The 25,333-nt window shown below is 46.6% G+C and carries 24 protein-coding genes and 2 pseudogenes; 12 read left to right on the top strand and 14 right to left on the bottom strand.

Annotation, left to right across the window (positions count from 1 at the left end; translation table 11 throughout):
* Positions 1-127 precede the first annotated feature (127 nt).
* The 5 genes and pseudogenes from VRK_RS18175 to VRK_RS20755 all read left to right on the top strand — a co-directional run bounded on the left by VRK_RS18175 (position 128) and on the right by VRK_RS20755 (position 5,295).
* Positions 128-1,609: an NADH-quinone oxidoreductase subunit L gene (locus VRK_RS18175; RefSeq protein ID WP_443083493.1), complete on the top strand. Its 1,482-nt coding sequence runs from the start codon at positions 128-130 to the stop codon at positions 1,607-1,609.
* Positions 1,606-4,044 (top strand): YbcC family protein, encoded by a 2,439-nt coding sequence (locus VRK_RS18170; protein ID WP_059122920.1) that lies wholly within the window; start codon positions 1,606-1,608, stop codon positions 4,042-4,044. Before VRK_RS18175 ends, VRK_RS18170 begins: the two co-directional genes overlap by 4 nt.
* A pseudogene (locus VRK_RS20760) lies at positions 4,041-4,181 on the top strand (Sua5/YciO/YrdC/YwlC family protein); the annotation flags it as partial. The gene VRK_RS18170 and the pseudogene VRK_RS20760, both read left to right, overlap by 4 nt.
* A 333-nt stretch (positions 4,182-4,514) precedes the next feature.
* The gene (locus VRK_RS18165; RefSeq protein ID WP_059123223.1) at positions 4,515-5,024 is read left to right on the top strand and encodes a P-loop nucleotide/nucleoside kinase family protein; all 510 of its coding nucleotides are present in this window, start codon (positions 4,515-4,517) and stop codon (positions 5,022-5,024) included.
* A 25-nt stretch (positions 5,025-5,049) separates the two neighbouring features.
* On the top strand, positions 5,050-5,295 hold the full coding sequence (locus VRK_RS20755; protein WP_157372011.1) for an SDR family oxidoreductase: 246 nt from the start codon (positions 5,050-5,052) through the stop codon (positions 5,293-5,295).
* A gap of 19 nt (positions 5,296-5,314) precedes the next feature.
* Here the strand turns inward: VRK_RS20755 and VRK_RS18160 are convergent, their stop codons facing one another.
* Positions 5,315-6,205, bottom strand: coding sequence for a LysR substrate-binding domain-containing protein (locus VRK_RS18160; protein ID WP_059122919.1), 891 nt, complete (start codon positions 6,203-6,205; stop codon positions 5,315-5,317).
* Between the two features lie 385 nt (positions 6,206-6,590).
* Here VRK_RS18160 and VRK_RS18150 point away from each other — a divergent pair, with 385 nt between their 5' ends.
* Positions 6,591-7,049, top strand: coding sequence for a GNAT family N-acetyltransferase (locus tag VRK_RS18150; RefSeq protein ID WP_059123222.1), 459 nt, complete (start codon positions 6,591-6,593; stop codon positions 7,047-7,049).
* 66 nt (positions 7,050-7,115) lie between these two features.
* On the opposite strand, the pseudogene VRK_RS21150 reads toward VRK_RS18150, so the two are convergent.
* Positions 7,116-7,229: pseudogene (locus VRK_RS21150) on the bottom strand (IS3 family transposase); the annotation flags it as partial.
* On the opposite strand from VRK_RS21150, the gene VRK_RS18145 reads away from it, so the two are divergent.
* On the top strand, positions 7,225-7,449 hold the full coding sequence (locus VRK_RS18145; protein WP_157372009.1) for a hypothetical protein: 225 nt from the start codon (positions 7,225-7,227) through the stop codon (positions 7,447-7,449). The pseudogene VRK_RS21150 and the gene VRK_RS18145 overlap by 5 nt on opposite strands.
* A 241-nt stretch (positions 7,450-7,690) precedes the next feature.
* Positions 7,691-8,161, top strand: a complete 471-nt coding sequence (locus VRK_RS18140; protein WP_059122916.1) for a hypothetical protein — start codon at positions 7,691-7,693, stop codon at positions 8,159-8,161.
* Here the strand turns inward: VRK_RS18140 and VRK_RS18135 are convergent.
* Together VRK_RS18135 and VRK_RS18130 are read right to left on the bottom strand one after the other, a co-directional pair.
* Positions 8,099-8,962, bottom strand: a complete 864-nt coding sequence (locus tag VRK_RS18135; protein WP_197413180.1) for an EamA family transporter — start codon at positions 8,960-8,962, stop codon at positions 8,099-8,101. The genes VRK_RS18140 and VRK_RS18135 overlap by 63 nt on opposite strands.
* A complete protein-coding gene (locus VRK_RS18130; protein WP_059122914.1) occupies positions 8,959-9,687 on the bottom strand; it encodes a helix-turn-helix transcriptional regulator in 729 nt (242 codons plus the stop codon). The genes VRK_RS18135 and VRK_RS18130 overlap by 4 nt, the downstream gene beginning before the upstream one ends.
* A gap of 193 nt (positions 9,688-9,880) precedes the next feature.
* Between VRK_RS18130 and VRK_RS18125 the strand changes: the two genes are divergently transcribed.
* The 3 genes from VRK_RS18125 (at position 9,881) to VRK_RS18115 (ending at position 12,224) form a co-directional block, all read left to right on the top strand.
* Positions 9,881-10,084, top strand: a complete 204-nt coding sequence (locus VRK_RS18125) for a hypothetical protein (protein WP_059122913.1) — start codon at positions 9,881-9,883, stop codon at positions 10,082-10,084.
* A 169-nt stretch (positions 10,085-10,253) separates the two neighbouring features.
* Positions 10,254-11,828 carry a hypothetical protein gene (locus VRK_RS18120; RefSeq protein ID WP_059122912.1) on the top strand — a complete coding sequence of 525 codons (1,575 nt, stop codon included), beginning with the start codon at positions 10,254-10,256 and terminating at the stop codon, positions 11,826-11,828.
* Positions 11,829-11,867: 39 nt separating this feature from the next.
* A complete protein-coding gene (locus VRK_RS18115; RefSeq protein ID WP_059122911.1) occupies positions 11,868-12,224 on the top strand; it encodes a hypothetical protein in 357 nt (118 codons plus the stop codon).
* A gap of 130 nt (positions 12,225-12,354) precedes the next feature.
* On the opposite strand, the gene fis is transcribed toward VRK_RS18115, so the two are convergent.
* From fis to VRK_RS18070, 9 genes are all read right to left on the bottom strand, one after another.
* A complete protein-coding gene (gene fis / locus VRK_RS18110) occupies positions 12,355-12,651 on the bottom strand; it encodes a DNA-binding transcriptional regulator Fis (protein ID WP_021021668.1) in 297 nt (98 codons plus the stop codon).
* Between the two features lie 25 nt (positions 12,652-12,676).
* Complete coding sequence (gene dusB, locus VRK_RS18105) at positions 12,677-13,648, bottom strand: tRNA dihydrouridine synthase DusB (protein WP_269431953.1); 972 nt, start codon at positions 13,646-13,648, stop codon at positions 12,677-12,679.
* 140 nt (positions 13,649-13,788) lie between these two features.
* A complete protein-coding gene (gene prmA / locus VRK_RS18100; protein ID WP_059122909.1) occupies positions 13,789-14,673 on the bottom strand; it encodes a 50S ribosomal protein L11 methyltransferase in 885 nt (294 codons plus the stop codon).
* Positions 14,674-14,801: 128 nt separating this feature from the next.
* Positions 14,802-16,148, bottom strand: a complete 1,347-nt coding sequence (gene accC / locus VRK_RS18095) for an acetyl-CoA carboxylase biotin carboxylase subunit (RefSeq protein ID WP_059122908.1) — start codon at positions 16,146-16,148, stop codon at positions 14,802-14,804.
* Positions 16,149-16,162: 14 nt separating this feature from the next.
* Positions 16,163-16,624: an acetyl-CoA carboxylase biotin carboxyl carrier protein gene (gene accB / locus VRK_RS18090; RefSeq protein ID WP_059122907.1), complete on the bottom strand. Its 462-nt coding sequence runs from the start codon at positions 16,622-16,624 to the stop codon at positions 16,163-16,165.
* Positions 16,625-16,687: 63 nt separating this feature from the next.
* Positions 16,688-17,137: a type II 3-dehydroquinate dehydratase gene (gene aroQ / locus VRK_RS18085; RefSeq protein ID WP_059122906.1), complete on the bottom strand. Its 450-nt coding sequence runs from the start codon at positions 17,135-17,137 to the stop codon at positions 16,688-16,690.
* A gap of 549 nt (positions 17,138-17,686) precedes the next feature.
* Positions 17,687-19,636, bottom strand: coding sequence for an acetate--CoA ligase (acs, locus tag VRK_RS18080; protein ID WP_059122905.1), 1,950 nt, complete (start codon positions 19,634-19,636; stop codon positions 17,687-17,689).
* Between the two features lie 296 nt (positions 19,637-19,932).
* Complete coding sequence (locus tag VRK_RS18075) at positions 19,933-20,556, bottom strand: 3'-5' exonuclease (protein WP_059122904.1); 624 nt, start codon at positions 20,554-20,556, stop codon at positions 19,933-19,935.
* 4 nt (positions 20,557-20,560) lie between these two features.
* A complete protein-coding gene (locus tag VRK_RS18070; RefSeq protein ID WP_059122903.1) occupies positions 20,561-22,387 on the bottom strand; it encodes a DUF294 nucleotidyltransferase-like domain-containing protein in 1,827 nt (608 codons plus the stop codon).
* Positions 22,388-22,631: 244 nt separating this feature from the next.
* Here VRK_RS18070 and VRK_RS18065 point away from each other — a divergent pair, with 244 nt between their 5' ends.
* Positions 22,632-23,813 (top strand): 3-phenylpropionate MFS transporter, encoded by a 1,182-nt coding sequence (locus tag VRK_RS18065; RefSeq protein WP_059122902.1) that lies wholly within the window; start codon positions 22,632-22,634, stop codon positions 23,811-23,813.
* A gap of 122 nt (positions 23,814-23,935) precedes the next feature.
* Here VRK_RS18065 and VRK_RS18060 read toward each other — a convergent pair whose 3' ends face one another.
* Entirely contained in the window at positions 23,936-25,264 is a 1,329-nt protein-coding gene (locus tag VRK_RS18060) for a 6-phospho-alpha-glucosidase (protein ID WP_059122901.1), read from the bottom strand.
* Between the last annotated feature and the right edge of the window lie 69 nt (positions 25,265-25,333).

The raw sequence follows: 25,333 nt of genomic DNA, 5'->3' as shown, positions 1-25,333 counted from the left end.
CTATTTTACATCTCATTTTACTTGCTGCAACAATACGCGCCATTCGATGAATATTTTCAGGAGAGATGGTTTGATAGATTCGACACTGGGCGGCTATTGCATTGCCGCCCTGTACGGACTCGGTTTCTTGGGCTGCCTTATTACCCGTACACATCATTGGGCGGTTGCCCGTATCACGTCACGCCTTGCATTACTCGCGAGTATCGGTGTGCCTTTGGGCTCAGGGGTGCTGACTCAAACGTTACCGCCGGCTTTATCGACCCTGATGGGGTTACTGATTACGTTACTCGGGTGGGTGATTATTGATTATGCCTCTCGTTACCTCGAAGGAGACTCCGGCCAGCGTCGCTTTGTGCGGGCGATGTTATTTACACTCGGCTCGGTCGCCTTACTGGTGCAAAGTGACAATCTGTTATTGATGATGCTGGCATGGAGTGCAAGTAGTCTCAGTCTGCATTTTTTGCTCACACATTACCGGGATCGTAAAGCGGCAAAAATCGTGGCACATAAAAAATTTCTGGTCAGCCGCATGGCCGATGTCTGTTTAATCGCTGCGTTGTTCCTGATGTATCAAACGCTGGGGAGCTTCTCGCTGCCGATACTCAATCAGCAACTTGGACAGATGACGACACTCCCACCGGAATTAAATATTGCGGCTTGCTTATTTGCTGTTGCTGCGATTCTCAAAACCGCGCAATTACCCTTGCATGGCTGGTTAATTCAGGTGATGGAGGCACCGACACCGGTGTCAGCTTTACTTCATGCCGGGGTGGTGAACATGGGCGGCTTCGTACTGATTTCGCTGGCAGCGCTGCTGAATCTTGCCCCGTTGGCACAGTCAATGTTGGTGATTGTCGGTAGTACCACGGCTTTACTGGCCGGATGGGTGATGATGACACGCATCAGTATCAAGGTGCGTCTGGCATGGTCAACCTGTGCGCAAATGGGATTTATGCTGATGGAAATCGGCCTTGGACTGTACGAACTGGCACTGCTCCATCTGATTGCCCACTCCGTTTACAAAGCGTATAGCTTTCTCAGTGCGGGAGAGGTGGTTGCTCAGACGGTGTATCGGGATTACTTCCCGCAATCGGTTCGCATTCAAGGTGTTTTCGGGTCGGTATTACTCTCTGCTGCGGTGGTTATCGGCATGCCGATGCTATGGCAGCAGTGGCTACCGAGCTTGTCGTTACCGCTTTCTGCCAGCGTGATTCTGATCTTGGGCTGTGCACCGCTGTTTTGGTGTGCAGGCAATACGGCACGAGCGGGGATGGTGAGCGGTGTGCTGCGCAGCAGCTTGGTCTTACATCTGTACCTGTTATGGCACAGCGTATTTGCGCATGTTGCACCGCCAGCCGGCCCTGAACAGACAGGATTACTTGGATTTGTCGCGGTGATCTTCGCCTTGCTCTATCTTGGTCAGATCGGGATTCGTTGTTATCCGCACAGCCGCATGGTGAAACGCCTTTATCCCTGGATCTACAACGGATTTTATCTCGATGAGATGTCTACCCGTTTCACCTTCAAAGTCTGGCCGGTAAAACTGACGCTTGAACAAGCTCAGACGCAGGTCAACCGCAAGCATTCCATCGTCGGAGAACCCGTATGACAGCATTACTTGGTGATGAACCTAAGATAACCGATACGCTGAATGCAGCGATTGAGACGGCGTGCGACAGTATTGCGCCCAACTGGCCGCTGGATCGGATGATTGCCGTGAACCCATATTGGTCATGGATTGACCGTCCTTTCTCGGAGGTGGCACATCATCTTGCCCAGTTTGCGGGCTCAGCGATGGCAATGTCGTTAGATTATTACCGCGAGCGCTGGGAAAACGGCACCATTACTCATGCGGATCTGGCGCAAGCGCTGGCATCATTCAAGTTGGCCGAAGGTTGGGATGTCGCAGCAGCAACCGCTGCATTGCAAGCGGATGATCTTCCTCCGACGCCGGCACCTTTGCTGTGCGATATGCTTGACAGCCAGCGCCACCTGAACCACGAGCCTGCGTGGTGCGATACCATCACCCATCAGATTGCTCAGTTTTGTGCCGCTTATTTCGATCAGGATCAGGCCGACTGGCACCCGCATAGTGAGGTGGGATTGTATCAAAGCTGGCGTGATACCCTGTGTCACGATCACAGCGTTGCGTTACTGATGAAAGCAGCCCATATTCCCCATCGGGCTACAGAGATGGCAACCACCCCGCGTGAGCAGATTGGTCAGGTGTTAACACTGCTGGATATTGCCCCTGAACAGTGGCAAGACTATTTGCAAGCGGTGATTTACCGGGTCAGTGGCTGGGCGGCATGGTGTGCCTATCTCAAGTGGCAGGCGCAGTTATCGCAACAAAATGACGAGACGCTGATCGATTTACTGGCAATTCGCTTAAGCTGGGAGTGGCTGGTGGATGATCAAGCACGCCATTCCGGCTCAGTCTGGCAGCGTTGGCAGCACCGTTGGCACCAGCATTTTCAGCAATATCAGCCAGAGACCATCAACCGGCGGCTGATTTGGCAACGGGCGCATGAAATCAGCTATCAGCGTCAGCTCAGCCAAGCCGTCACCCGGCCGACCCCGATGTGCACACATGCCCCGAAAGTTCAGGCGGCATTCTGTATTGATGTGCGTTCCGAAGTGATTCGGCGTCATTTGGAAGCACAAGGGGAGGATATTCACACCCTTGGATTTGCAGGATTTTTCGGTTTGCCGGTCAGTTTTACCCCGCTTGGCACCGAGATAAAACGTCCGCAGCTGCCCGGATTGCTGGCTCCGTCATTGACCATAGGCGAGAGTGTCGGCTGTGGTGAACAAGATGCGAAGCTGGCCGGGCAAAGACAGGCGGCATTGCAGCGCGAATCGGGTTGGTCGTGGTTCAATACCATGCCGGCCTCCACCTTCACACTGGTTGAAGCTCTGGGGTTAGGCTATGTCGGTAAACTGATTAAACGGGCTCTGCCGCTGCACGGACATTCGGCTAAAGCACCGGGACTGTCGGCCGCCAATGCCAACCAGCTTCGCCCGACATTACTCGCTGCTCCTGAACAACAAGTGACGCTGGCTGAAAACATATTGAAAGGGATGGGGCTCACCACCGAATTCGCGCCCATTGTCCTGTTGATCGGTCACGGCAGCGAAAGCGCTAATAATCCACACCGTGCCGGTCTGGACTGCGGTGCGTGTTGTGGTCAAACCGGGGAGGTGAATGTCCGGGCTTTGGCCCAAATGCTGAACCTGTCGAGCGTGCGTGAAGGTTTAGCGCAACGTGGTATTCAAATACCTGATTCAACCCGCTTTGTGGCCGGATTACACAACACCACCACAGAAGCGCTGTCGCTGTACGATACCGACATTTTTGATGAGCAGGTTCAACTCACGCTGCAAACATTGCAAAAGCAACTGGACGCTGCATCTCTTGCAGCGCGGATGGAGCGCGCACCACAATTAGGATTGACACATCATTCCCGGAGCACGCTCCAAAAGCGGTTCAACCGACGTGCCAATGACTGGGCTCAGACGCGGCCTGAATGGGGGCTGGTCAATAACGCGGCGTTTATTGTTGCTCCGAGACAAAGGACTCGTGGTATCAAGCTCGACGGACGAACTTTTCTCCATGAATACCACGATGAGCAGGATCCGGATGCAAGCGGTCTGGCGCAGATTATGACCGCACCGATGATCGTCACCAACTGGATTAACATGCAGTATTACGCTTCAACGGTGGATCATCACCGCTATGGCTCCGGGAATAAAACCTTACATAACGTGGTTGCAGGGAGACTGGGTGTATTTGAGGGCAACGGCGGAGATTTGCGCATCGGCCTGTCTCGTCAGTCGCTGCACGATGGTCAACAGTGGCGCCATGAGCCGTTACGCTTAACGGTGGTGATCGATGCGCCGGAAGCAGCGATTGAGTCGGTGATGAGCCGCTATCCGATGGTCAAACAACTGGTGGATAACCAGTGGCTTTATCTTGCCCGGTTTGACCAACACCAACTGGCTTTCTTCGATAATGGTGTATGGACTGTGAGAGGCCGGACATGAAAACAGAGATTCTCAACGCACAAATTCCGGCAGCGCTACAGCGTGGCGGAGAACTCTTAAAGGCCGGTCAACTGGTGGCTGTGCCGACCGAAACCGTTTACGGACTGGCGGCTGACGCCAGTAACCCGGAGGCGGTTGCGGGTTCGTGATCATCAGACTGCAATTTTATGTTGCGGGCCCGTTATCCGCCGCAGATCTCCAGCCTTATTTGCCGTTTCCGATCAGTGTGCCGCACAGCTGGTTGAGGCTGATGAGATTGGGGGCATAACAAATGAAATAAATGTCGATGTTGTGAAAATGAGCGCAATATGGTCTCGTGTGTGAGGGGGAATTTCGATATCCTGCGCTGATATCGTCACCAGTTTTACTCATATACGGGGCGTAAGTGGCAGCGCATAATACTGTATTGTCATGGGGCATTGAATTGAATGTTGCGCCTTGCTGTAAATCTATTCAGAAAAGGGGGCCAATTGAATTTTCCTACTTTGTATATATTTTCAGGCCTTCCAGCGTCTGGAAAATCAACATTGGCTAAGTTACTTTCGCGAAGAACAGGTGCAATGTATGTCCGTATCGACACGATTGAACAAGGGCTTAGAGATCTGTGTCATCTTCAGGTTGAAGGAGAAGGATACCGGTTAAGCTACAGAATTATCAGAGATAATCTCGCTCTCGGTTTAAGTGCTATTTCTGACTCATGTAATCCAATTGAATTAACGCGCAATGAGTGGCAAGCCGTCGCTGAAAGTGTTGGTGCTCAGTTCGTAAACATTGAAATTCGCTGTTCAGATACGGCAGAACATGAGTATAGGGTTAACACACGAGAGAGTGATGTGGCTAACTTAAATCTGCCCGGCTGGCTACAGGTTCAAAATCGTCACTACGAACCGTGGCGTTTGACTGACGTGATTCAAATCGACACTGCCGGTCAAACTATTGAAGAGTCGTTTGCCGAACTAGTGAAAAAATTGGGTATTTGAAAATTAGTTTCATTGATTCCCTTGCATATGGTTCTTTGTCGCTGAACGTACGGCTCTGATCGATCGGGTCAAAGAGCTTGTGCCATTGAAGCGCTTAGGGACACCACTTGAATTGGCAAAAGTAGCAGTTTTTCTCGCCTCTGATGAGTCTTCTTATATGCTCGGGTCTGAACTGCTTGTTGATGGCGGTGTCGTCCCCTTGCAGATAAACAAACGCGTTCATCGCGATATGTTAGCTGGCTTCTGCCAGCTTTTTTATATGGGGTGCTGACGCGGTGCTCACGTCACAATTAGACGTTTAATTCTTTTTGTAACCACGATTTAAATGCATTGACTCTCAGAACCCGTGAAGATGAAGGATCACTAATGACAGAATAGCGAATTCCGGGGTTTAGCCCGATATTGAATGGCTTAACTAACAGGCCTCGTTCAACAAAGTCTGCCGAAATACTTTCAGTCGCCAGACATGCGCCGTGTCCGGCGACGACTGCATTGATCGCCATATCAAAGGTACTGACTTCCATCCATTGAATCCCTTCTCTTTTTGCACTGACATTTGCAATGCGAAACCATTGCTCCCAACTAAAAGGAGCAGCGTGAAAATCAATTAACCAACAGCTCAGGAGTTGCTCTGGGCTATCGAACTTCATTGATTCCGCGAGTTGCGGAGAACAATAAGGGTAGATGTCTTCTTCAAATAGTGTCTCTTGATCTAAATCCAGATGCTTTACATTTTCATTTCCTTGCCAGATTAATACATCAGTTTCGGTGTGGCGAATATCGATTTCCTTCACGCTTTGTACCCGAATCGGGACATGTGGGAACGCCATAGTGAACTTCCACAGTCTAGGCATTAACCAACGTGTGGAGAATGAACGAGGCGCACTGACGTTCAGCATGCCTTCGAGTGGTTCATTTTGAATTCTGTTTAATCCAGTGATGATGTTTTTAAAACCGTCATTGACATGCTTTTGAAGTATTTGTCCCTTATCGGTCAGATGCATTTCACGTCCACGACGGATAAATAATTTACATCCCAGACGGTCTTCAAGTTGTCGTAGCTTTTGGCTGATGGCTGCCTGTGTGACACACAGTTCTTCAGCCGCTTTACTATAGCTTTTCAGACGAGAAGCCGATTCGAAAAAACGCAGTGCTGAAAGATAACGGAGTCGATTGTCCATAAGTTGTACTTATAGTTCCTGTAATGAATCGTTGTTCGTAACGGAAGTGATTAACATCGATAATAGCGGCATCTAACCAGTAATCAAGAGTAATACGATGCTGTTAACCGTACTTTACAAAAATAGTTTTCTTATCAAGATATTGAAATTTATATCTTTTAATATTTTTCCTGATAAGGGTAGCCATAAGATTACTGCTATGAATAATCATCTTAAAAAAGATATTGGATTATGCCCTGAAGAGCAAGATGATCACCATCACTCAAGGTTTTTATAATCTGAAATAATGGGAGAGTTAGCTTAGCTTCAGATGACAGATTCAGTGTAATGGTTGATTATAGGCGTTGGTTCATCAGTAAAGATTATAAGTGGAGATAAGCTAATGATGGATATTATTATTGATGACTTATCGAGTGATGCTGTCATTAAACTGCTCGAAGAGCACCTCGCTGATATGTACGCGACTTCCCCCCCGGAAAGTGCTCACGCTCTTGATGTCGATGGCCTTCAATCTCCTGAAATTACATTGTTTAGTTGTTGGGTTAACGATGAGTTACAAGGTTGTTTAGCAATGAAACAACTAACGCCAGAGCACATCGAACTGAAATCTATGAGAACGTCTAATACGGCCAGACGGTCTGGTATTGCGAGTCATTTACTGACACATGTTTTGAGTATTGCGAGTGAAAAGGGGTATCGGCGGGTAAGTTTAGAGACAGGGTCTCAGGCGTTTTTCAAACCAGCCAGAAATCTATACAAAAAATTTGGGTTTCGTTATTGCGGGCCTTTTGCCGATTATAAGGAAGATCCCCATAGCCGCTTTATGACAAGAGAGCTTGGTTAATCCATAAATATGTTGATATTTCATGCGCTCTATCCCTGACAGAACGCTATGAGAAGCAATGTTGGGGAAGAACCCTTCACAAGCCGCGTTATCTGCACAATGGCCTACAGCGCTCATGCTGCTGGTTAGGCTCTTTTGCTTGAGAAAGCGCTGATAGTCTCCGCTGGTAAATTGTGTGCCTGTGTTCTGTGAGCGCCAAGCACAGGTATTTAAACCCTACTATGAGCTTTCTGTTGACCAAACCACCGGAGCAGTGAAAATCAGCCAATATTGTGATAACGAATTGGTCAGGGCTTTAAAAGGGGTGATGACTGCCGGACGTGAATTAATCACCCGTGTTTTTGCGTGGCGGATTGAGTCCGGCCTTGCACCTTCTTTTAACTTGGAGTTCTGTGAATAAGTGTATTTTGCGTTAATTCATAACAGTTTTAAGTGAGTATCAATAGTCTTTAATACCAATAGGAAAAGCGAATAAATTTGAAAGTGTGATCATACTATCGCTACGCAAGTAACGCATATAGAGAAAAGTAAAATCACAGATAAGTGTGTGATTTTAGATCGTAAAAGTGCATATCTGAGTTGATTCAGTATCATATTCAGTGGTAGATCTACATAGAATATTTTACATATGGAGAGCCAATATGACCATTAGTGAGCAAATCAATACGTTTATCAAACTGAATGAAACATTTATTGCTTTAAGAATCACTGATCCGGATACAGAGGAAAGAGAGATCCTATCAAACATGCCTGATAGTTATAAGGAAATTTACTATAGCAACCATTATAATGAAATTGATGATACTTTTGATTTTACAGAATCTAACCCAGCAGCAATTAATTATCCGAATACCGAAGGAAATTATAGTTCTGATTATATTCGCATAATGGAATCACACGGTTACTACAATCTGGCTTCATTCTCATCTAAGGGGAAAAAAGAACTCAGCTGTATTGTCACTGTTCCCAAAAAACCGCATGATCCTCAACATACTTTCAATGCAATTAAAAAAGATTTAGTTAATGATATAGAAAAGATTGTCACTAACCTAAGCAAGATCGCTACTGTTTCTGATTTCAACTTTTCTACCATTACGAATGTCAATCAGTGATGTTGCGATAATTAGTAAAGTACCAATAACGAGTTTCATTGTGTCAAACTCACCATGCCACAACACGACATTGACAATCATTCCAGCAGGAATTAATAAATTGTTCATGATCGCAAGCTGAGTTACAGAAACTCGTGTTGAACCTTTATTCCAGAGATAGTAACCAATACCAGAGGCAACCACACCCAAATAAAATAGTGTCATAATTTCCGTTGGTGTGGTTGGTAACTTACTTTTATCTCCCAAAATTATGAATGCAACCAGAGAAATGAAAAATGCGCCACAATAAAAATAAGGGAAAACGGTTGATTGCTTTATTCCTGTAGAGATATTTTTCTTATATAAAACTTGTCCCATACCAAAACAAAAGTTGGCTCCTTGAATAAGAAAGAAACCTTTTAAAGTCGCCTCTTCGATGTTGGTCTGCCGGATGACGTAAGCCCCAATAACGGATATCATAACTAAAAACAAACTCTTAAGAGAGAAACCATCATAAATCAATTGATTAATAATTATTATGTATATTGGCGTAAATATAGTAAATAATAGTATGTTGCTAACACTAATAAATCGGAATGCATTAAAATAAAAACAATACATGACTCCTAACTGGATTGCACCAATAAATATGAATTTTACATGCTGTTTTGAAAAGTTATTTCTTATGAAAGGTAAAAATATCAAAAAGGAAAGAAACGTTCTAATTACAACAGATAAATAAGGGTCAACATGAGTTAACGCACTACCAATCAGTGAAAAAGAGAATGCCCAAATAAAAGTGGCAGCAATTAAGTAAGTCACGATATCCACCCCATACTTAAAGCTGTCATCGTAGCATCAATTGTTTTATTTGCTTGCAGTTTAACTCTACTATTTTTTAAATTACTCTTTACTGTATTAATTGTATATCCAGTTAAATTTGATATTTCTATCATACTTAAGCCTTCTTTTGCTAGTGATAAACAAACCAACTCCCCATAATTAGGTTTTTCTATTTGCTTGTCAGTGAACAATTTATCAATAAAGTAATCGACTGAAATGTTTATTGGAGACATTTTTATTTCAGATAAATCTTGAGATATATCATGTCTATATTTACGAATCATGAACTTTGAAAATTCAATAATACGACTATCAAGGCTATTGTTAAATTGTGGATAATGAGAACTTTTACATCCTAAAACGTAGGATACTTTTGTTGAACCAATAATACTTGACCTGGCATATACATTATGCACAGAAAATTTAGATTTAATCTTTTCAGAAAAATTCTGTTCTTTTTCATCTCTTCTCATCATAAATAAACCATGCTTCTGATTACGAATCATAGGATCTTCATAGAAAAGATTTTCATCTCTGTAAATTAACTTCATATCACAAGGAAGATTGGAAACAACTGATAAGTTTCTGGGTGTTTCAATATAGATAGAAATGTAATCCATACCTAGTTGCTGTAAGAATTCTCCATCTTTTCGAATTTCATTGTCTTTTTTTATTGAAGTTGAGTTTATTGATTTATTTGTCATGTTTAATATCACTTTTGATTGGGATGCATACCTTTAAAGTTACCTACTTTTGGGGGTTTCATATAAAGAAATAGTAACCATAATAAAATCAACAAATAGATTTAACAACGTCGCAGATAAACATAAACAACTCGTAATATTTAATCAACCGTTAATTTTATTTACATTTAAATCAATAATACTTGGCTAAATTATGAATCATGACCACTTTAAAACAAATTTAATTGACTCAGACCAGTCTGTTAAAAATTTTATGGCATCTCTTTATGAAACCTTCAGCGCTCAGCTAAAACAGCAAGATGACCCACGGGTTAAAATTGAATACTTTGGTGGGGTGATAGAAGTTCAGCTTGTCTCTTTTGACGGGGTTTATGAACGACCAAAAGCTGAGAAATAGCATCAACGTGATTACTATTCATCAATAAGGTAGTAAATCCCCCCTATTTATGGAATGTAAACCATATTAACCGTTTGATTCTATTGATAATGGATTATCTGTTATTGCGCTGTTGTACAATGCTCCTCCTATATCGATATGAACTGAATTCATACATAAACAACGTCAAATGAACTATCAAACCATTCAAATCTACAACCTGATGGCGAATGAATTTGCTCAGGTTGAAGGGGATTTTTTATCCCTGCGCGAATCGGATATCAAATCCGTGATGCCTTCCGGAATGCGCTGTTCTGATTTTCTTGAACAACTTCGCAGCGGCCATCAAGTCTTACTCACTGATACGCCATCCATCCCCTTATTGATTCGGGAGCGGGATGAGTGGGGCAATCAATACTGGCGGGTCAATCCTGTGATTGAATCCGATATCGATGTGTTGGCCCATAGAGCTTATACCGCAAGAGTTGAGTTAGTGAATCATGGCATTGGTTCATTCTATTCCGGGAGTGTGAATGCATCGGTTTATACCGAGCCTTACGTTGAGCGGGAACCCGTGAAATTATCCCTGAAAGAACGCTATGCGAAACAATGTCAGGAAAACCATCTCAATAGTGAAAAAACGTGGACCATGCTTCAGGAGCGAAAGGCACAAGAAAAAGCACAGACACAGCAATTTTCTCTGGGATGGATGCAGGTCGAGTCAACTCAATCTCAGCAGGATTTATGGGCGATTCTGTTTACTTCTGACACGACGACAACACAAAAGCAACTAGTTAAAAAGTATAATGCCCATCTGAATGAACCGATTCGTCAGGGTGAGATTGTTATACTACCGACCGCAGAGCCTAAAACCAATGCGGATAAGCAGAAACTCTCTGCGCTAGCAGATGATGCAGTCGCAGCAAGTCAGGCTTTGGCAAGATTGGATGAAGATGAAATCGCAACAGTTAACCGATATTTTGAGTTACTTGATCACTATGCTTCAAAAGTTTGGGAAGATGGTAAACCTAGTGATGCTTATGCATATACGAGTGTAGGTGTTGGTGCTATTGCTGCAAGTACAGAAAAACATTTGAAGAAAATTGGCGATATTATTCAAGAAATAAATACGTTATATGTTCAAGATGTTGCTTCGGCTAGTCGTACTAGTGGCATTCACTATGATACGTTTATCTCTAAACGGGCAAAATTGTTTAAAAAATTAGATCAATCCCTCGCTAGGTTATCAACACGAGGGATAAAGGTTCCGGTTCTACGTCAAGTGAAAAAAGCCTTGAAGCTTTCAACTCGCTCTGTCGTCCATCATGCCGATGAGATCGTCGCTGAAGGTGTTGTGCCTAATTTGGGCAAAAGGATGGCGAATATTTCTTCTGGTATTAGTGGCGCAAAATCAGTTGGATATGTAGGACTATTGTTCTCTGCTGCAAGTGGTTTGAATAATGTTCATGATGCTTGTGTAATGCAAAAAAATGGTCAATGTGGAAAAACTACTACTCGTGAAATGTTTGGTTTTTTCGGTGGTTGGGCTGGTGGTGAGCTTGGTGGTGGCACTGGTATTGTGATTGCTATAGGTATCGTCGGTGCAGCGGCATCCGCTCCTGTTCTGGCTATTGCAACAGTTGTCGGAGCTGCTGTTGGAGGACTTGTTGGCGGTACGCTTGGGAACAGTAGCGGTAAGTATATTGGGGATGTTATTTATGAGTTTGGTGAATCAGTTGTTGATATGTTCGAAGAAATTTTCTGATTCGTCGCTGGACCGCGATTAAATTTGAATGGATATATTATGAGTTTTGTATTTGCTGGCATATCTATCGTTGCACTCGTATTTATTGCTATCTGGATAGGACCTTATTTATTTTTTGGCATCAGGGCCGGATATGGAAGCCTTTCTCATATCCAGTTTTTGGACTCTCAGTTGGCGAAAGATAAAAATAAATCCCATTCTATTATTTCTTTCATGATAACGAATCGTTACAACTGGTATTGTCTGGCATTTCCATTCATTCGTCATAGAGCAACAACGACATCTAAATCTTTCTGGGTTGTGATGTGGCTGAATTCACTTTGGATTTACACGACGTTCTTCGTTTTTATATTAGGAATGTTAAAAAGAGCCTCTCTTCTTGGTTTTATGCCATAGCCTCAGTATGACAACTGCAGGAACGTCTATATACAAGGGTGTGCAAAATTTATTGTGTGTAGCAAAAACAAAAACCCGAAGCGGATTTCTCTACTTCGGGCTTTAAATTCAAATGGTTAATGAACAGTGATTAGTTCATGCCGTACTTTTTCAGTTTCTTGCGAAGTGTTCCGCGGTTGATACCCATCATGGTTGCTGCGCGGGTTTGGTTACCGCGAGTGTACTGCATGATCGTATCGAGCAGCGGCTGCTCAACTTCAGCTAGAACTAATTCGTATAATTCACTTACTTCTTGGCCATTTAACTGGGAAAGATAGTTTTTAAGAGATGCTTTAACGGAGTCACGCAGAGGCTTCTGAGTGATTTGGTCTTGTGAAGTAACGGTAGTAACGGTTAAAGCTTCTGAAGTCAGATTTTGTTCGAACATATTCGGTCTAGCTCTTCTCTTAATTTTATGATGCAACGTTATCAAAATAACCTTCGAGTGCTTCCAGCTGCAGCGGGGCTGCTTCTATGGCATTGAAGGTCCGTCGAAACCCACTTGCCTGTTCATGCTCTTTGAGATACCACCCCACATGTTTCCGTGCGATTCGTGGCCCCAGATACGCTCCGTAAAACTGATGGAGTGCTTGTACATGACCAAGCAAAATGCTTTTGACTTCCTTAACCGGAAGCGCAGGCATTGTGGTGCCGGTTTCCAAAAAATGTTGGATTTCCTGAAAAATCCAGGGTCGTCCTTGTGCCGGGCGACCAATCATTAATGCGTCAGCGCCGGTATATTCCAGTACATATTTGGCCTTTTCCGGACTATCGATGTCACCATTGGCGATCACCGGAATCGAGATGGCCTGTTTGACCGCTCTGATGCTGTCATATTCTGCCATGCCGCGATACAGACAAGCCCGGGTCCTTCCATGAAGGGCGAGTGCCTGAATGCCGCAGTCTTCGGCCAGCTTTGCGATGTGAACACAGTTCTTATGCGCTGTATCCCAACCGGTCCGTGTTTTTAGCGTCACAGGCACACGAACGGCCTGAACTACCGTGGTGAGGATATTCTCAATTAAATCCGGGTAGCGTAACAGGGCGGAACCTGCCAACTTCTTATTCACTTTCTTTGCCGGGCAACCCATGTTGATATCGATGATTTGCGCACCGTTCTCAACGCTGAATTGCGCAGCTTCTGCCATTAACTGTGGGTCGGAACCTGCGATTTGAACCGAACGAATCCCGGATTCGCCCTCATGGACCATGCGCTGTTTCGACTTTGACGTTTTCCACAATGCCGGATTGGATGACATCATTTCACTGACAGCCATGCCGGCACCATAGCGAAGACATAACTCGCGAAAAGGTCTGTCGGTGACGCCAGCCATAGGAGCAACGATCAGACTGTTCTTGAGTTGGTGGTTTCCGATTTTTAACACGTCATTACAGTTATAAGGCAGCAAGGGCGCGCATTTTACGCATTTTTTTGCGGTGTGAAAAGACTAATATTTGAGCATTTACAATTTGTTTTTGTAAATCGTCGATTTTTCAGTCAATTAGTCAGTTACATTCGCGGTGGTTATTTTTTTCGACCAGAAATTCGGCACCATTCGTTATTTTCAATAATGGGGTCGATGTCAAACTGGTTGCGATAGAAATCGGCAACATCTTCGGCCTGTGTCTCTAACACGCCGGACATCGCCAGTTGTCCACCCGGGCGAACCAGAGACTGAATCACCGGAGAAAGCTCTTTGAGCGGGCCGGCCAGAATGTTTGCCACCACGATATCTGCACTGAGATTGTCAGGTTGATTTTGCGGTAGGTAGACCTCTAGCTGGTTTTCAACACCATTGCGCTGAGCGTTATCTTTGGAAGCGAGTAAGGCTTGTGGGTCAATATCGACACCAATCACTTGCTTCGCGCCTAGCTTGATTGCTGCAATCGCCAGAATGCCGGAGCCGCAGCCGAAATCAATCACGGTTTTTCCGCTGAGATCCAACCCTTCCAGCCATTCTAAACATAAGGCGGTTGTCGGGTGTGTACCGGTGCCGAAGGCCAAGCCGGGATCAAGCATCACATTGACCGCATCCGGGTCTGGGATCTCTTTCCAGCTCGGACAGATCCACAGACGGCTACCGAATTTCATCGGGTGGAAATTATCCATCCATTCCCGTTCCCAGTCTTTGTCTTCAATCTGTTCGACTTTATAAGAGAAGCTCTCAGGCAGTAGTTGACTGGCTTTGATTTGTGCCACGATGGTATCGGTATCCGCTTCCGCATCATAGAGCGCGAGCACATCGGTATCTCCCCAGAGGCGAGTTTCTCCCGGCAGGGGTTCAAAGACGGGGGTGTCTTTCGCGTCCAGAAATGTGACGGATAACGCGCCTGTGTCTTCCATCAACATATCACCGATAGTTTCGGCGTTGTCGTTGTTGGCATTGAGTTTTATTTGAATCCAAGGCATGTGATTGACTCTTTCCGTGGGTTGAATGGCCGAGAGTGTAGCAGATATTCATGTTTTGAATAGGGCTCACCCTGAACAAAAAACCTCCCCGAAGGGAGGCTTAGACTTTTGTTCATCTGCCGAACGGATTAGTGATTGATGCCGAGTTTTTTCTCCAGATAGTGGATATTGGCACCACCATGCTGGAAGTTTTCATCATTCATAATCTTCAGTTGAAGTGGGATGTTGGTTTTGATCCCTTCAACAATCATTTCGTTGAGTGCATTCTTCATCCGCGCGATCGCGACGTCACGGTTTTCACCATAGGCGATCAGTTTACCGATCATCGAATCATAGTGCGGAGGCACGGTATAACCCGAGTAGATGTGAGATTCCCAGCGAATCCCCATACCGCCGGCTGTGTGAAAGCGCTCAATTTTACCCGGTGACGGGAGAAAACGTTCCGGATCTTCAGCATTGATACGACATTCAATCGCATGGCCGCGTAGCTTGATATCATCCTGTGTGAATGACAATGGCTGACCTGCTGCAACGCGCAGTTGCTCTTTGATCAGATCGACACCGGTGACCATTTCGGTAACAGGGTGTTCAACCTGAATCCGAGTGTTCATTTCAATGAAATAGAATTCACCGTTTTCATAGAGGAATTCGAATGTACCCGCACCGCGGTAGCCGATTTCAACACAGGCGCGTGTACAGCGTTCACCGATGTATTTACGCATTTCTTCGGTAATGCCCGGTGCCGGTGCTTCTTCGACGACTTTTTGGTGACGACGTTGCATTGAACAGTCACGTTCGCCCAAGTGGATTGCGCCACCCTGACCGTCGGCAATGACCTGAACTTCAACGTGACGTGGGTTTTCCAGGAATTTCTCCATGTAGACCATATCGTTGTTGAAAGCGGCTTTCGCTTCGGTACGGGTCATGGTGATGGACTGAATCAGTTCAGCTTCACTACGAACCACACGCATACCACGACCACCACCGCCACCGGATGCTTTAATGATCACCGGATAGCCGATGCGTTTCGCAATGGATTTATTTTTCTCGACATCATCCCCGAGTGGGCCATCTGAACCCGGTACACAAGGCACACCAGCTTTTTTCATGGAGGCGATCGCAGAGACTTTATCCCCCATCATGCGGATGGTTTCAGCTTTCGGACCGACAAAAATGAAGCCTGATTTTTCAACTTGCTCAGCAAAATCTGCATTTTCAGACAGGAAGCCGTAGCCCGGGTGAATGGCAACTGCCCCCGTGATTTCTGCTGCTGAGATAATGCGTGGAATATTTAAGTAGCTATCAATACTACGTGCCGGTCCGATACAGATGGACTCATCAGCAAGTAAGACATGTTTGAGATCCCGGTCTGCTGTGGAATGGACAGCGACCGTTTTGATACCTAGCTCTTTACAGGCGCGAAGAATACGGAGTGCAATTTCACCCCGGTTCGCGATGACAACTTTATCTAGCATAAATCTGACCTCAATTATTCAATGATAACGAGAGGCTGATCGAATTCGACAGGCTGACCGTTCTCAACAAGGATTGCTTTGACGACACCAGCTTTATCGGATTCGATTTGGTTCATCATTTTCATGGCTTCAACGATACACAGTGGTTCGCCGACAGCGACTTTCTGGCCAACTTTTACGAATGGTGCTGAATCTGGGCTCGGAGAGCTGTAGAAAGTACCGACCATTGGTGAAAGCACTTGATGACCTGTCGGTTGTGGTGCTTCTGCCGGTGCACTGGCTACTTCTGCTACCGGTGCTGCAGCAGGTGCCGGTGCAGCAACTGGCGCAGGTGCATATTGTGCATATTGGACTGGTGCCGGTGGTGCACTGTGACGGCTGATGCGTACGGATTCTTCACCTTCAGAAATTTCCAGCTCAGCAATGCCTGACTCTTCAACTAATTCGATAAGTTTTTTTATTTTACGAATATCCATTGTCTTTTCTCTTTGATCTTGTGAATAAGACAACCCGAACAACTGCCGCGGGATGTCGAGTGTTTATTTTGCCTGCAGTTTTGTGATAGCTGCCGACAACGCAAATTCATAGCCTTGAGCTCCTAAACCGCAAATCACCCCCTCTGCCTTGTCTGACAAATAAGAGTGGTGACGGAAAGGTTCGCGGGCATGAACATTAGAAAGATGTACCTCAATAAAAGGAATATTAACCCCCAAAAGCGCATCCCGCAGTGCAACACTGGTATGGGTGAATGCGGCTGGGTTGATAATGATGAAGTCAATGTTCTCGTGTGCCTGATGAATGGCTTCGATCAGTTCATACTCACGATTCGATTGCAGATGCTCTAGTTCAACACCAGCTTGGGCGGCCTGTTGACGGAGTTGATCAATGATCTGAGGCAATGTTTGAGAACCGTAATGTGCCGGTTCACGCAGGCCCAGTAAATTCAGGTTAGGACCATTTAGCACAAGAATGCGTAATTTTGTCGTCATTGTGTCGTCATCTTACTCAATAATGAGGTCTTATTTACATATTCCCATATTTTAGGTTTTTTCACACAATTTTTTTTCAAGAAAATCAAAAAACGGTGAATTGCTCCTGATTATAGCTAATTCAACACAAATGGCAGCAAATTACTGGTCTAATCACCGTTTCGGATAATGTGAAAGGGTGTTGAGCCCAAGGTTTACGCGCTTTGCGGAAAATTGATAATTATGTCGTTATCGTCTTATGACCATGAAGATCAGAAATGGTTTTGTCGAAACTACAGCAAATCGGTCTACAGAGGTACGGCACAGAGAGTCACGGTACAGACCGAACATCGGTGAGAAGAAACCATTACATTGGTTTTTTCGTGCGAGCGGAATGGTGATTTAGCGATAAAAAGGCATTGAATTCAGAAATTGTGATATGCATTCAGGTGGGTAATGTTGAGAATGGTTGGTAAACCTGATCATGTGTTGTTCTAGTCGCCTTAAAAAGTGAAGCCATCGGAGGGATGGCTTCGCGGTTCAGGACGTTCGTTTGCACTTCAGGCGGTTTTAACTGAGTGCTGCTTTTTCTGCAATCAGTTTATCCACCACACTTGGGTCAGCGAGCGTTGAGGTATCGCCCAGATTGCTGGTGTCTCCGGTGGCAATCTTACGCAGAATCCGACGCATGATTTTCCCGGAACGGGTTTTAGGCAGCGCATCGGTCCAGTGCAGTACATCCGGTGTGGCAATCGGACCAATCTCTTTACGCACCCATTCTTTGACTTCTTTATGCAGTTCAGAAGAGGGATAGATGCCATCATTGAGTGTGATATAGGCATAAATCGCCTGACCTTTGATGTCGTGTGGAATCCCGACGACAGCCGCTTCTGCAATTTTATCGAATGCCACCAGTGCGGATTCGACTTCTGCGGTCCCCATGCGGTGGCCGGAAACATTGAGGACGTCATCGACCCGTCCGGTAATCCAGTAATAGCCGTCTTCATCGCGGCGGGCACCGTCACCGGTGAAATACATTCCCTTGAAGGTGGAGAAATAGGTCTGTTCAAAGCGGTCATGATCACCGTATACCGTGCGCATTTGGCCGGGCCAGGAGTCGAGAATCACCAGATTCCCTTCGGCTGCACCGTCAATGAGATTACCGACATTATCGACCAGTGCCGGCTGAACACCGAAAAATGGTCGGGTGGCAGAGCCCGGTTTTAATTCTGTCGCACCGGGAAGCGGGGTAATCAGAATACCGCCGGTTTCTGTCTGCCACCAAGTATCGACAATCGGGGATTTTTCATTGCCGATAGTCCGATAATACCATTCCCATGCTTCCGGATTGATCGGCTCGCCCACTGACCCCATGATGCGCAAACTGTCACGTGAGGTGCCGTCGATGGCTTCATTACCTTTGGCCATCAGTGCCCGGATTGCTGTCGGTGCCGTGTAGAGAATATTCACCTGATGTTTATCGACTACCTGACTCATTCGGTTCGTGTTCGGATAGTTCGGTACGCCTTCAAATAAAATGGTTTTCGCGCCATTGGCCAGCGGGCCGTAAACCAGATAGGTGTGACCGGTGATCCAGCCGACATCCGCGGTACACCAGAAGACTTCGCCGGGCTGATAATCGAAAACATATTTAAAGGTCATGGTGGCATAAACCAGATAGCCGCCGGTGGTATGTAATACGCCTTTGGGTTTGCCCGTGGAGCCGGAGGTGTAAAGGATGAACAGCGGATCTTCTGCTTTCATCGCTTCTGCCGGGCAGTGCTCTGATGCTTTGGCTGTGGCTTCGTGCCACCAGATATCCCGGTGATCATGCCAGTCGATACTGCCGCCGGTGCGTTTGAGAACCACCACTTTGCTGATGGTTTTGACTTCAGGGTTGGTGAGGGCTTCATCGACATTCTTTTTCAGTGGTACCGCTCGTCCGCCCCGAACGCCTTCATCTGCGGTAATCACCATTTTTGCGTCGGAGTCGATAATGCGTCCCGCAAGTGCTTCCGGAGAGAACCCGCCGAAGACCACCGTATGTACCGCACCGATACGAGTACAAGCCAGCATTGCCACTGCAGCTTCCGGTACCATCGGCATATATAGACAAACGACGTCACCCTTACGGACGCCTTGATCTTTCAGTACATTGGCAAAGCGGCAGACTTCTTGATGGAGTTGATTGAAGGTGAGCGTTTTATCTTCAAGCGGGTTATCGCCTTCCCAGATGATCGCCACCTCATCGCCACGCTCCGCAAGGTGGCGGTCAATACAGTTGGCCGAGACGTTCAGGGTTCCATCTTCAAACCAGCGGATACCCACATGGCCGGTATCAAATGAGGTGTGCTTGACTTTGGTGTAAGGGGTGAACCAGTCAACGATCTGCCCGTGTTCTCCCCAGAATCCTTCGGGGTCGCTTACTGAGCGTTGGTACATTGATAAGTAAGTGTCGTTATCCGCGTGGGTATGTTCTTTAATATTGTTCTTGACCGGATAAACATGAACATCACTCATAGCTTCTTCTCCTTTTGAATGCAGGGACCGCTCCGGTTCATCATGATTGATTGGGCTTATAATAAATATTTCCGGAGGATCTGAAATTCTTGTACCCAAATATGAACTCGAACTCACCCTATCGGAGTGCTTTGAGGTTACCTAGGTGTAATAACTCTTGTTCAGATACCAAGATTGCACAATTAGACTTTAGGCTAAATGAGATCTGTGAGTAAAAAATCATTGCGATTCAAGGTGTCACACCAGTGGGGGCTCGGTTTGTTGTGAGTGGTTGCGGTGGAAAACGACAACAACATTCAGGCGGAAGAGAAAGCGGGCAGATCACCTTGAGTCAAACGGACAAACACCAACGCCGCAGAGAGTGCATCTTGTAAGGCGTCATGTTTATTTTGCAGTGGCAGATCCAAATGATGGCAAATCGCTTCCAGACTGAGGTCGCAGTAGGCATTGGGCAGCATTTTTTCCAGTTGTTCATGATAGAGCTGACTCACTTCAATCAGGCGATTCGGCAGCGGAAAACCCAGATGTTTGCGGCAGGCGATATCGAGAATGGTTTTATCATAACGGATGTGATAGCCAACCAGTGGCCGATTACCGATAAAATCCAATAGCTGGATCAGGGCTTGTGCTTCTGTCAGACCATCACTGAGATCCTGATGACGGATCTGGTGAATCCGGACTGAATCGGCATTCAGCGTTCTGGGTGCACACAGCTTCACTTCAAAGGACTGACTGGTCAGAATACGGTTGCCGATAATTTTGGTGGCGGCAATGGAAACCAGTTCTGCCTGTTGCGGATTGAGACTGGTTGTTTCGCAATCCAGTGAGACGAATTCCTGATGGTCCGGTGGTAAGAACAGGCTCCGGTAAGCGGAATCTTTGAGTTTGTAATACCAGTATCGGCGTGAGATTCGGTTCATGGGCTTATTCTCTAATCTGATAGTGGTACGACAACCACTGCTTGAATTTTTTAACAATATGCAAGCTGTGACGCAATAAGTCCCGTTCGGTGCTGTCGAGAGATTTGATGTCCAGATGATTATTGCGCTCCGGTTGTTGAAGCTGTTGAGTGAGCCGGAGCTTAAAGAAGAGTTTCAGCGCTTCACTCAGATTGTCTGCGGTCTGTTGTTCCAGCACCCGTTTTTGGGTGAGCGCTTCGATACGCTTAAAGGTATTTTGCTCTGCAATGCGGTACTCAAGGCTCAAGGCCCGGATGCCGTGGACAATCGGAAAAATCCCCCCTTGTTTGATATCCAGTCCTGATTTGGAGGATTTGACGTTGCCGAATAAGGTCAGTGGCAGGGAGAAATTCAGGGCAGGACGGGTGAAAGCTGACAAGATCAGTTCTTGGTCGGCCATCAACCCGGAGAGGTGCTCCCGAATGGGGTGCAACAGCGCCCGATTGCCGGCGACGGCCTGAGCATCTGCCATAATGGCGATATGCATAATTTGTTCTGGTTTGGCTTGAGTGACCCATTGGGAGAGAGCGGCTTGCCAGTTCCGTTGAGATTTCACCCATTGTGGATTGTTGACCATCACTTTGCCCGGGCAGACCGGATAGCCGAGTTGGAGAAGTGTATGGGTCAGTTTGTCCATCACACGCTGACAATCCGGCCAGTCGGTATCATCTTTGATGATTAACGCGTTGTCCTGATCGGTTTTAAGAATCTGTTCACCACGCCCCTCTGAACCTAAGACCAGCAGGCAGCACTGTTGTTGCATCACCGGTGGCACCGTGAGTTCAAACGCTTTTTCAATAATCTGTTCATTGATTGCGGCGATCAGTTCCATCATGAAACGGGTTCTGATGCCATTGCTGACGAGGTTTTCGACCAATTTGTGTTGTTGGTTGGAAGCGATAGTCAGCTCTTCGATACTGGATGCTCTGGCAATGCTCAGGGTCAGCACGTGGGAGTGGGTGGAAAAGGTGCTGAGAATCTGGGTCATATCCAGCATGCCCACCGCTTGGTTGCCGTCACATACCATAATCCGCTTGATCCGGTTACGGATCATCATCACCATCGCATTAAACAGAAATTCCCCGTCATTGACGTGAAATACCGGGAAGGTTGCAATTTGACCGACCGGCGTGTTGACCGGCTGCGCGTCTAATGTCACAGCATGGAGCATGTCCGTCCGGGTGACAATCGCATACGGATGCGCATGGGTGGTTTGCGTAAGTCGCACGTCGTTCTCTGGCAGTTGCACTAATGCTGCATCGCTATTGTTGTCTTTGAGCAGCCCGGCGACATCAGCGATGGTTTGTGCCGGGGTAACGATGATCGGTGGATGATAAATCGCCCGATCCACTTTGGTCAGAATAAACTCGGCGAGGTTTTGCTGCTGTTGCGCATTTTCCAGCAGAGCCTGGCGGGTGGCGAGATTACTGTCGAAATACGCGGCAAATTCGCCATTCTGATGATAAAAATCGACAAAAACCGACTTGGGTAATTGATAGACCAGTGTATCTTCCAGTGCCACGTATTGATGTTTGACCGTTCCTTCCAGCAGGGACCTGACATCAAAAATATCTTCGCTCGCATAGTGGGCAAAGACTTCCTGACCATCTTCTGAGCGCTCTTCAACCACCCCTTTGATGAGAATGTGCAGATATTGTCCACTTTCACCGCAGCGCAACAAGGTGTCCCTCGACCGAAAGTAGGCGACATCCAGCGCTGAGAGGAGTTGCTGCTGTTGCGCCGGGGTCAGGCGATCGAACGGGGGTGACTGAAGATTGAACTTATCCGGCATAGCAACCTTTCTGGGCAAGGGTATCTGCTTTAATTTTGGCTGAAATCTGATTTGCCTCCAGACGACTTTGGTCTAATGTCATCAACGATGCCTGAATGGATTGAATTGTGAGGGGAAAATATCAGACTTAGAGGAAACAGAGTGTTGAGCAATATTCCCTTTTTCTTATATGGCATTCAAAGCATAATAGGCGCGGTTAGTTACATCATCCGTCATCCGTCGCTTTTTGCATCAGTAGGTCGTTATGCTCAGTGTTTCTCCGTTCCGCTGGATTTCTCAGTATTATTTCGGTTTTTTCTTTGTCTATGGCATCTATACGCCATTTTGGGCGTTGTGGCTCAAAAGTGAGGGGGTCGCATCAACCGATATCGGTCTGATTATGGGGCTCGCATTCGGTACTCGCTGTCTGGCCAATTTACTGGTGACGCCGAGAGTCCACCGAGCTGAATGGTATGTGCCGATGTTGAGAGTGCTGACCCTATTGGCAATCGGGTTCATTGCTGTGCATATTTTTGCCGTGCAGCATTTGCTGTGGATTGCGCTGGCAACTGTCCTGTTTAATGCTTGTTTCGGGCCGATCATTCCGCTGTCGGACACGTTAGCGAATTACTACACCAATATGAAAATGCTTGATTACGGCCGCACTCGACTGTGGGGATCCGTTGCCTTTATCGTTGGTTCGCTGGTGGTCGGCTGGATTGTCGCGCATTGGGGCAATGACTGGATTCTGTATACGGCTTTATTGGGGATGAGCGTGACATTTTTAATCAGTCTGCGCGCACCCAATCCCGAACCGGTGACGCAAACAGAAACTGAGGTGGTACGTCCTAAACTAATCGAAATGCTCAGAGACAAGCATGTGATTAAGTTCTTAGTGCTGGTGTCGTTGATTCAGGGCAGTCATGCGGCTTATTACAGTTTTAGTTCCGTGTACTGGAAATCGGTCGGACATTCAGAAGAAATCATTGGTTATCTGTGGAGTTTGGGCGTCATTGCGGAGATCTGTATTTTTGCGCTCAGTCGTCGCCTGTTCGGTTTGTGGTCGATCCGTGCGATGTTTTTGCTCTCTTCCTGTGCGGTTGTCGTGCGTTGGGGATTAACGGCTTTCACCACGCAGCTTGCAGCACTGGTGTTCATTCAATTACTCCACAGCCTGACATTCGCGGTCGCACATCTGGCGACCATTCGTTACATTCAACAAGCGGTACCGGAGAGAATGATCGCATTGCAGTCGTTGTACAATGCGATTCCTCTGGGAGCGGTGATTGCGACAATGACGGCAATCAGTGGTTGGGGATTTGAGCACTGGGGCGCTCAAGTTTTCTGGGTGATGGCGCTGATGGGGGTTGCGGCGCTGTTTGTCCGGCTCGAACCGAGTGGTTCGGTGCGGCAACACCGTTTAAATTCCATGCCTGAGCAGGGGTAAGGAAAGTCTCTTTACGTCATGTAAAGAGACTTTGAGCTGCCCGTGACACGGGCAACGTTCTGGCATAGATCTAGCCTAGAGAATATCTAACCTAAAAAGCCATTCACCACATTGCACCGGGGTTATTTTAGTGTCGGCCAGAAGTCTTTATTGACCTCAATCAGGTCGTCTAAAATAGCCTTGGCCACGGAAGCACTCGGGACGGTTTTCGAGAGCGTAATGGCTTGCCACAGTTTCTGATAGGATTTTTCGATCCAAGCTTCAACGACCAGTTTTTCGACGGCAACCTGTTGGCTCATCATGCCGTGTTGGAAGGTCGGGATGGCCCCGACCCGCAGCGGTTCCGGTCCGTTACTGCCGACCAGACAAGGAATTTCAACCATCGCATCGGTGTTGAAGTTTTCAATTGAACCTTGGTTTTCCACGATCAGTAACATGCGTTCTTTGGTGTTAAAGGCTATCGCCCTTGCCAAGTCAACAATATAAGATGCGTGTTCATCGACTTCTAAGGCACATCCTGCGCCAGTTTTTTGCTCAATCACCTTACGACATTCGCCGAAGACATGTTTTTCTCTGCCTTCCATCACTTCATTGGCCCGGGTGTGTGTTGGATCGGAATGAGCAACGACCTCATCCGGGAACAGATAATATTTCAGGTAAGTGTTCGGCAACGTTTCCGTGTCGAGTGCATACACATCTTTGGCCTTGGCAAAGGTATCATTCCAACTGGCTTCAACATGTTGACCGGCTTCCGGTGTCGGTGGCACATAACCATGCTGGGCGACATAAGCTTTGAGCTTCGGCATTAAGTCTTCCCCTTGCTTATTGGTAATCGTTTTCCACCAGCCGAAGTGATTGAGCCCGTAGTACATCACCTCGAAATCTTTACGGGACGAGTAACCCAGAATATTGGCCATCCGATTCTCGATGCCGATCGGCATATCACAGATATTAAGAATTTTACTCTGAGGGCAGAGTGCCCGGGTTGCTTCTGCTACAATCGCCGCCGGATTGGAGTAGTTCAGCATCCATGCATTCGGCGAATATTGTTCCATATATTTGACCAGTTCGAGTACGCCCCCGATAGAACGCATGCCATAAGCGATGCCACCCGGTCCGCAGGTCTCTTGACCGAGTACGCCATGTCGCAGCGGAATTTTCTCATCCAGTTCGCGCATCGGATATTTGCCGACGCGAATATGTGCCATGACAAAATCAACGTCGGTAAATGCGGTTTGTGGATCTGTGGTATAGGAAAAGTCGATTTGCGGTGCTTTCTCTTGCAATAAAATTTTACAGGCTTCAGCAATGACTTCTTGCCGGGCTCCGTCATTGTCATAAAAGGTCAGACGACGAATCGGGAAGCGGTCGATGTTCTCCAGAAGCATCAGTACGATGCCGGGAGTAAAGGTGCTTCCACCACCGGCAATGACGATTGAAAACTGTTTCATGTTGATCTCCTTTTGGTCATATTTTTATGTGCTTTAAATGTGTTTGTTCATGTCTTTGTTGAGAAGCAG

It is taken from the genome of Vibrio sp. MEBiC08052 (genome assembly GCF_001506075.1).
Lineage (GTDB): Bacteria > Pseudomonadota > Gammaproteobacteria > Enterobacterales > Vibrionaceae > Vibrio.
Note: the sequence above shows the minus strand (reverse complement) of the source record. Positions and strands in the feature narration are given on the sequence as shown.

Bases quoted from the DNA above. Each gene is read 5' to 3' on its own strand.
- VRK_RS18170 (WP_059122920.1), top strand. From the start codon at position 1,606: ATGACAGCATTACTTGGTGATGAACCTAAGATAACCGATACGCTGAAT.
- VRK_RS18160 (WP_059122919.1), bottom strand. From the start codon at position 6,205: ATGGACAATCGACTCCGTTATCTTTCAGCACTGCGTTTTTTCGAATCG.
- VRK_RS18150 (WP_059123222.1), top strand. From the start codon at position 6,591: ATGGATATTATTATTGATGACTTATCGAGTGATGCTGTCATTAAACTG.
- VRK_RS18140 (WP_059122916.1), top strand. From the start codon at position 7,691: ATGACCATTAGTGAGCAAATCAATACGTTTATCAAACTGAATGAAACA.
- VRK_RS18130 (WP_059122914.1), bottom strand. From the start codon at position 9,687: ATGACAAATAAATCAATAAACTCAACTTCAATAAAAAAAGACAATGAA.
- VRK_RS18125 (WP_059122913.1), top strand. From the start codon at position 9,881: ATGAATCATGACCACTTTAAAACAAATTTAATTGACTCAGACCAGTCT.
- VRK_RS18120 (WP_059122912.1), top strand. From the start codon at position 10,254: ATGAACTATCAAACCATTCAAATCTACAACCTGATGGCGAATGAATTT.
- VRK_RS18115 (WP_059122911.1), top strand. From the start codon at position 11,868: ATGAGTTTTGTATTTGCTGGCATATCTATCGTTGCACTCGTATTTATT.
- fis (WP_021021668.1), bottom strand. From the start codon at position 12,651: ATGTTCGAACAAAATCTGACTTCAGAAGCTTTAACCGTTACTACCGTT.
- prmA (WP_059122909.1), bottom strand. From the start codon at position 14,673: ATGCCTTGGATTCAAATAAAACTCAATGCCAACAACGACAACGCCGAA.
- accC (WP_059122908.1), bottom strand. From the start codon at position 16,148: ATGCTAGATAAAGTTGTCATCGCGAACCGGGGTGAAATTGCACTCCGT.
- accB (WP_059122907.1), bottom strand. From the start codon at position 16,624: ATGGATATTCGTAAAATAAAAAAACTTATCGAATTAGTTGAAGAGTCA.
- aroQ (WP_059122906.1), bottom strand. From the start codon at position 17,137: ATGACGACAAAATTACGCATTCTTGTGCTAAATGGTCCTAACCTGAAT.
- acs (WP_059122905.1), bottom strand. From the start codon at position 19,636: ATGAGTGATGTTCATGTTTATCCGGTCAAGAACAATATTAAAGAACAT.
- VRK_RS18075 (WP_059122904.1), bottom strand. From the start codon at position 20,556: ATGAACCGAATCTCACGCCGATACTGGTATTACAAACTCAAAGATTCC.
- VRK_RS18070 (WP_059122903.1), bottom strand. From the start codon at position 22,387: ATGCCGGATAAGTTCAATCTTCAGTCACCCCCGTTCGATCGCCTGACC.
- VRK_RS18065 (WP_059122902.1), top strand. From the start codon at position 22,632: ATGCTCAGTGTTTCTCCGTTCCGCTGGATTTCTCAGTATTATTTCGGT.
- VRK_RS18060 (WP_059122901.1), bottom strand. From the start codon at position 25,264: ATGAAACAGTTTTCAATCGTCATTGCCGGTGGTGGAAGCACCTTTACT.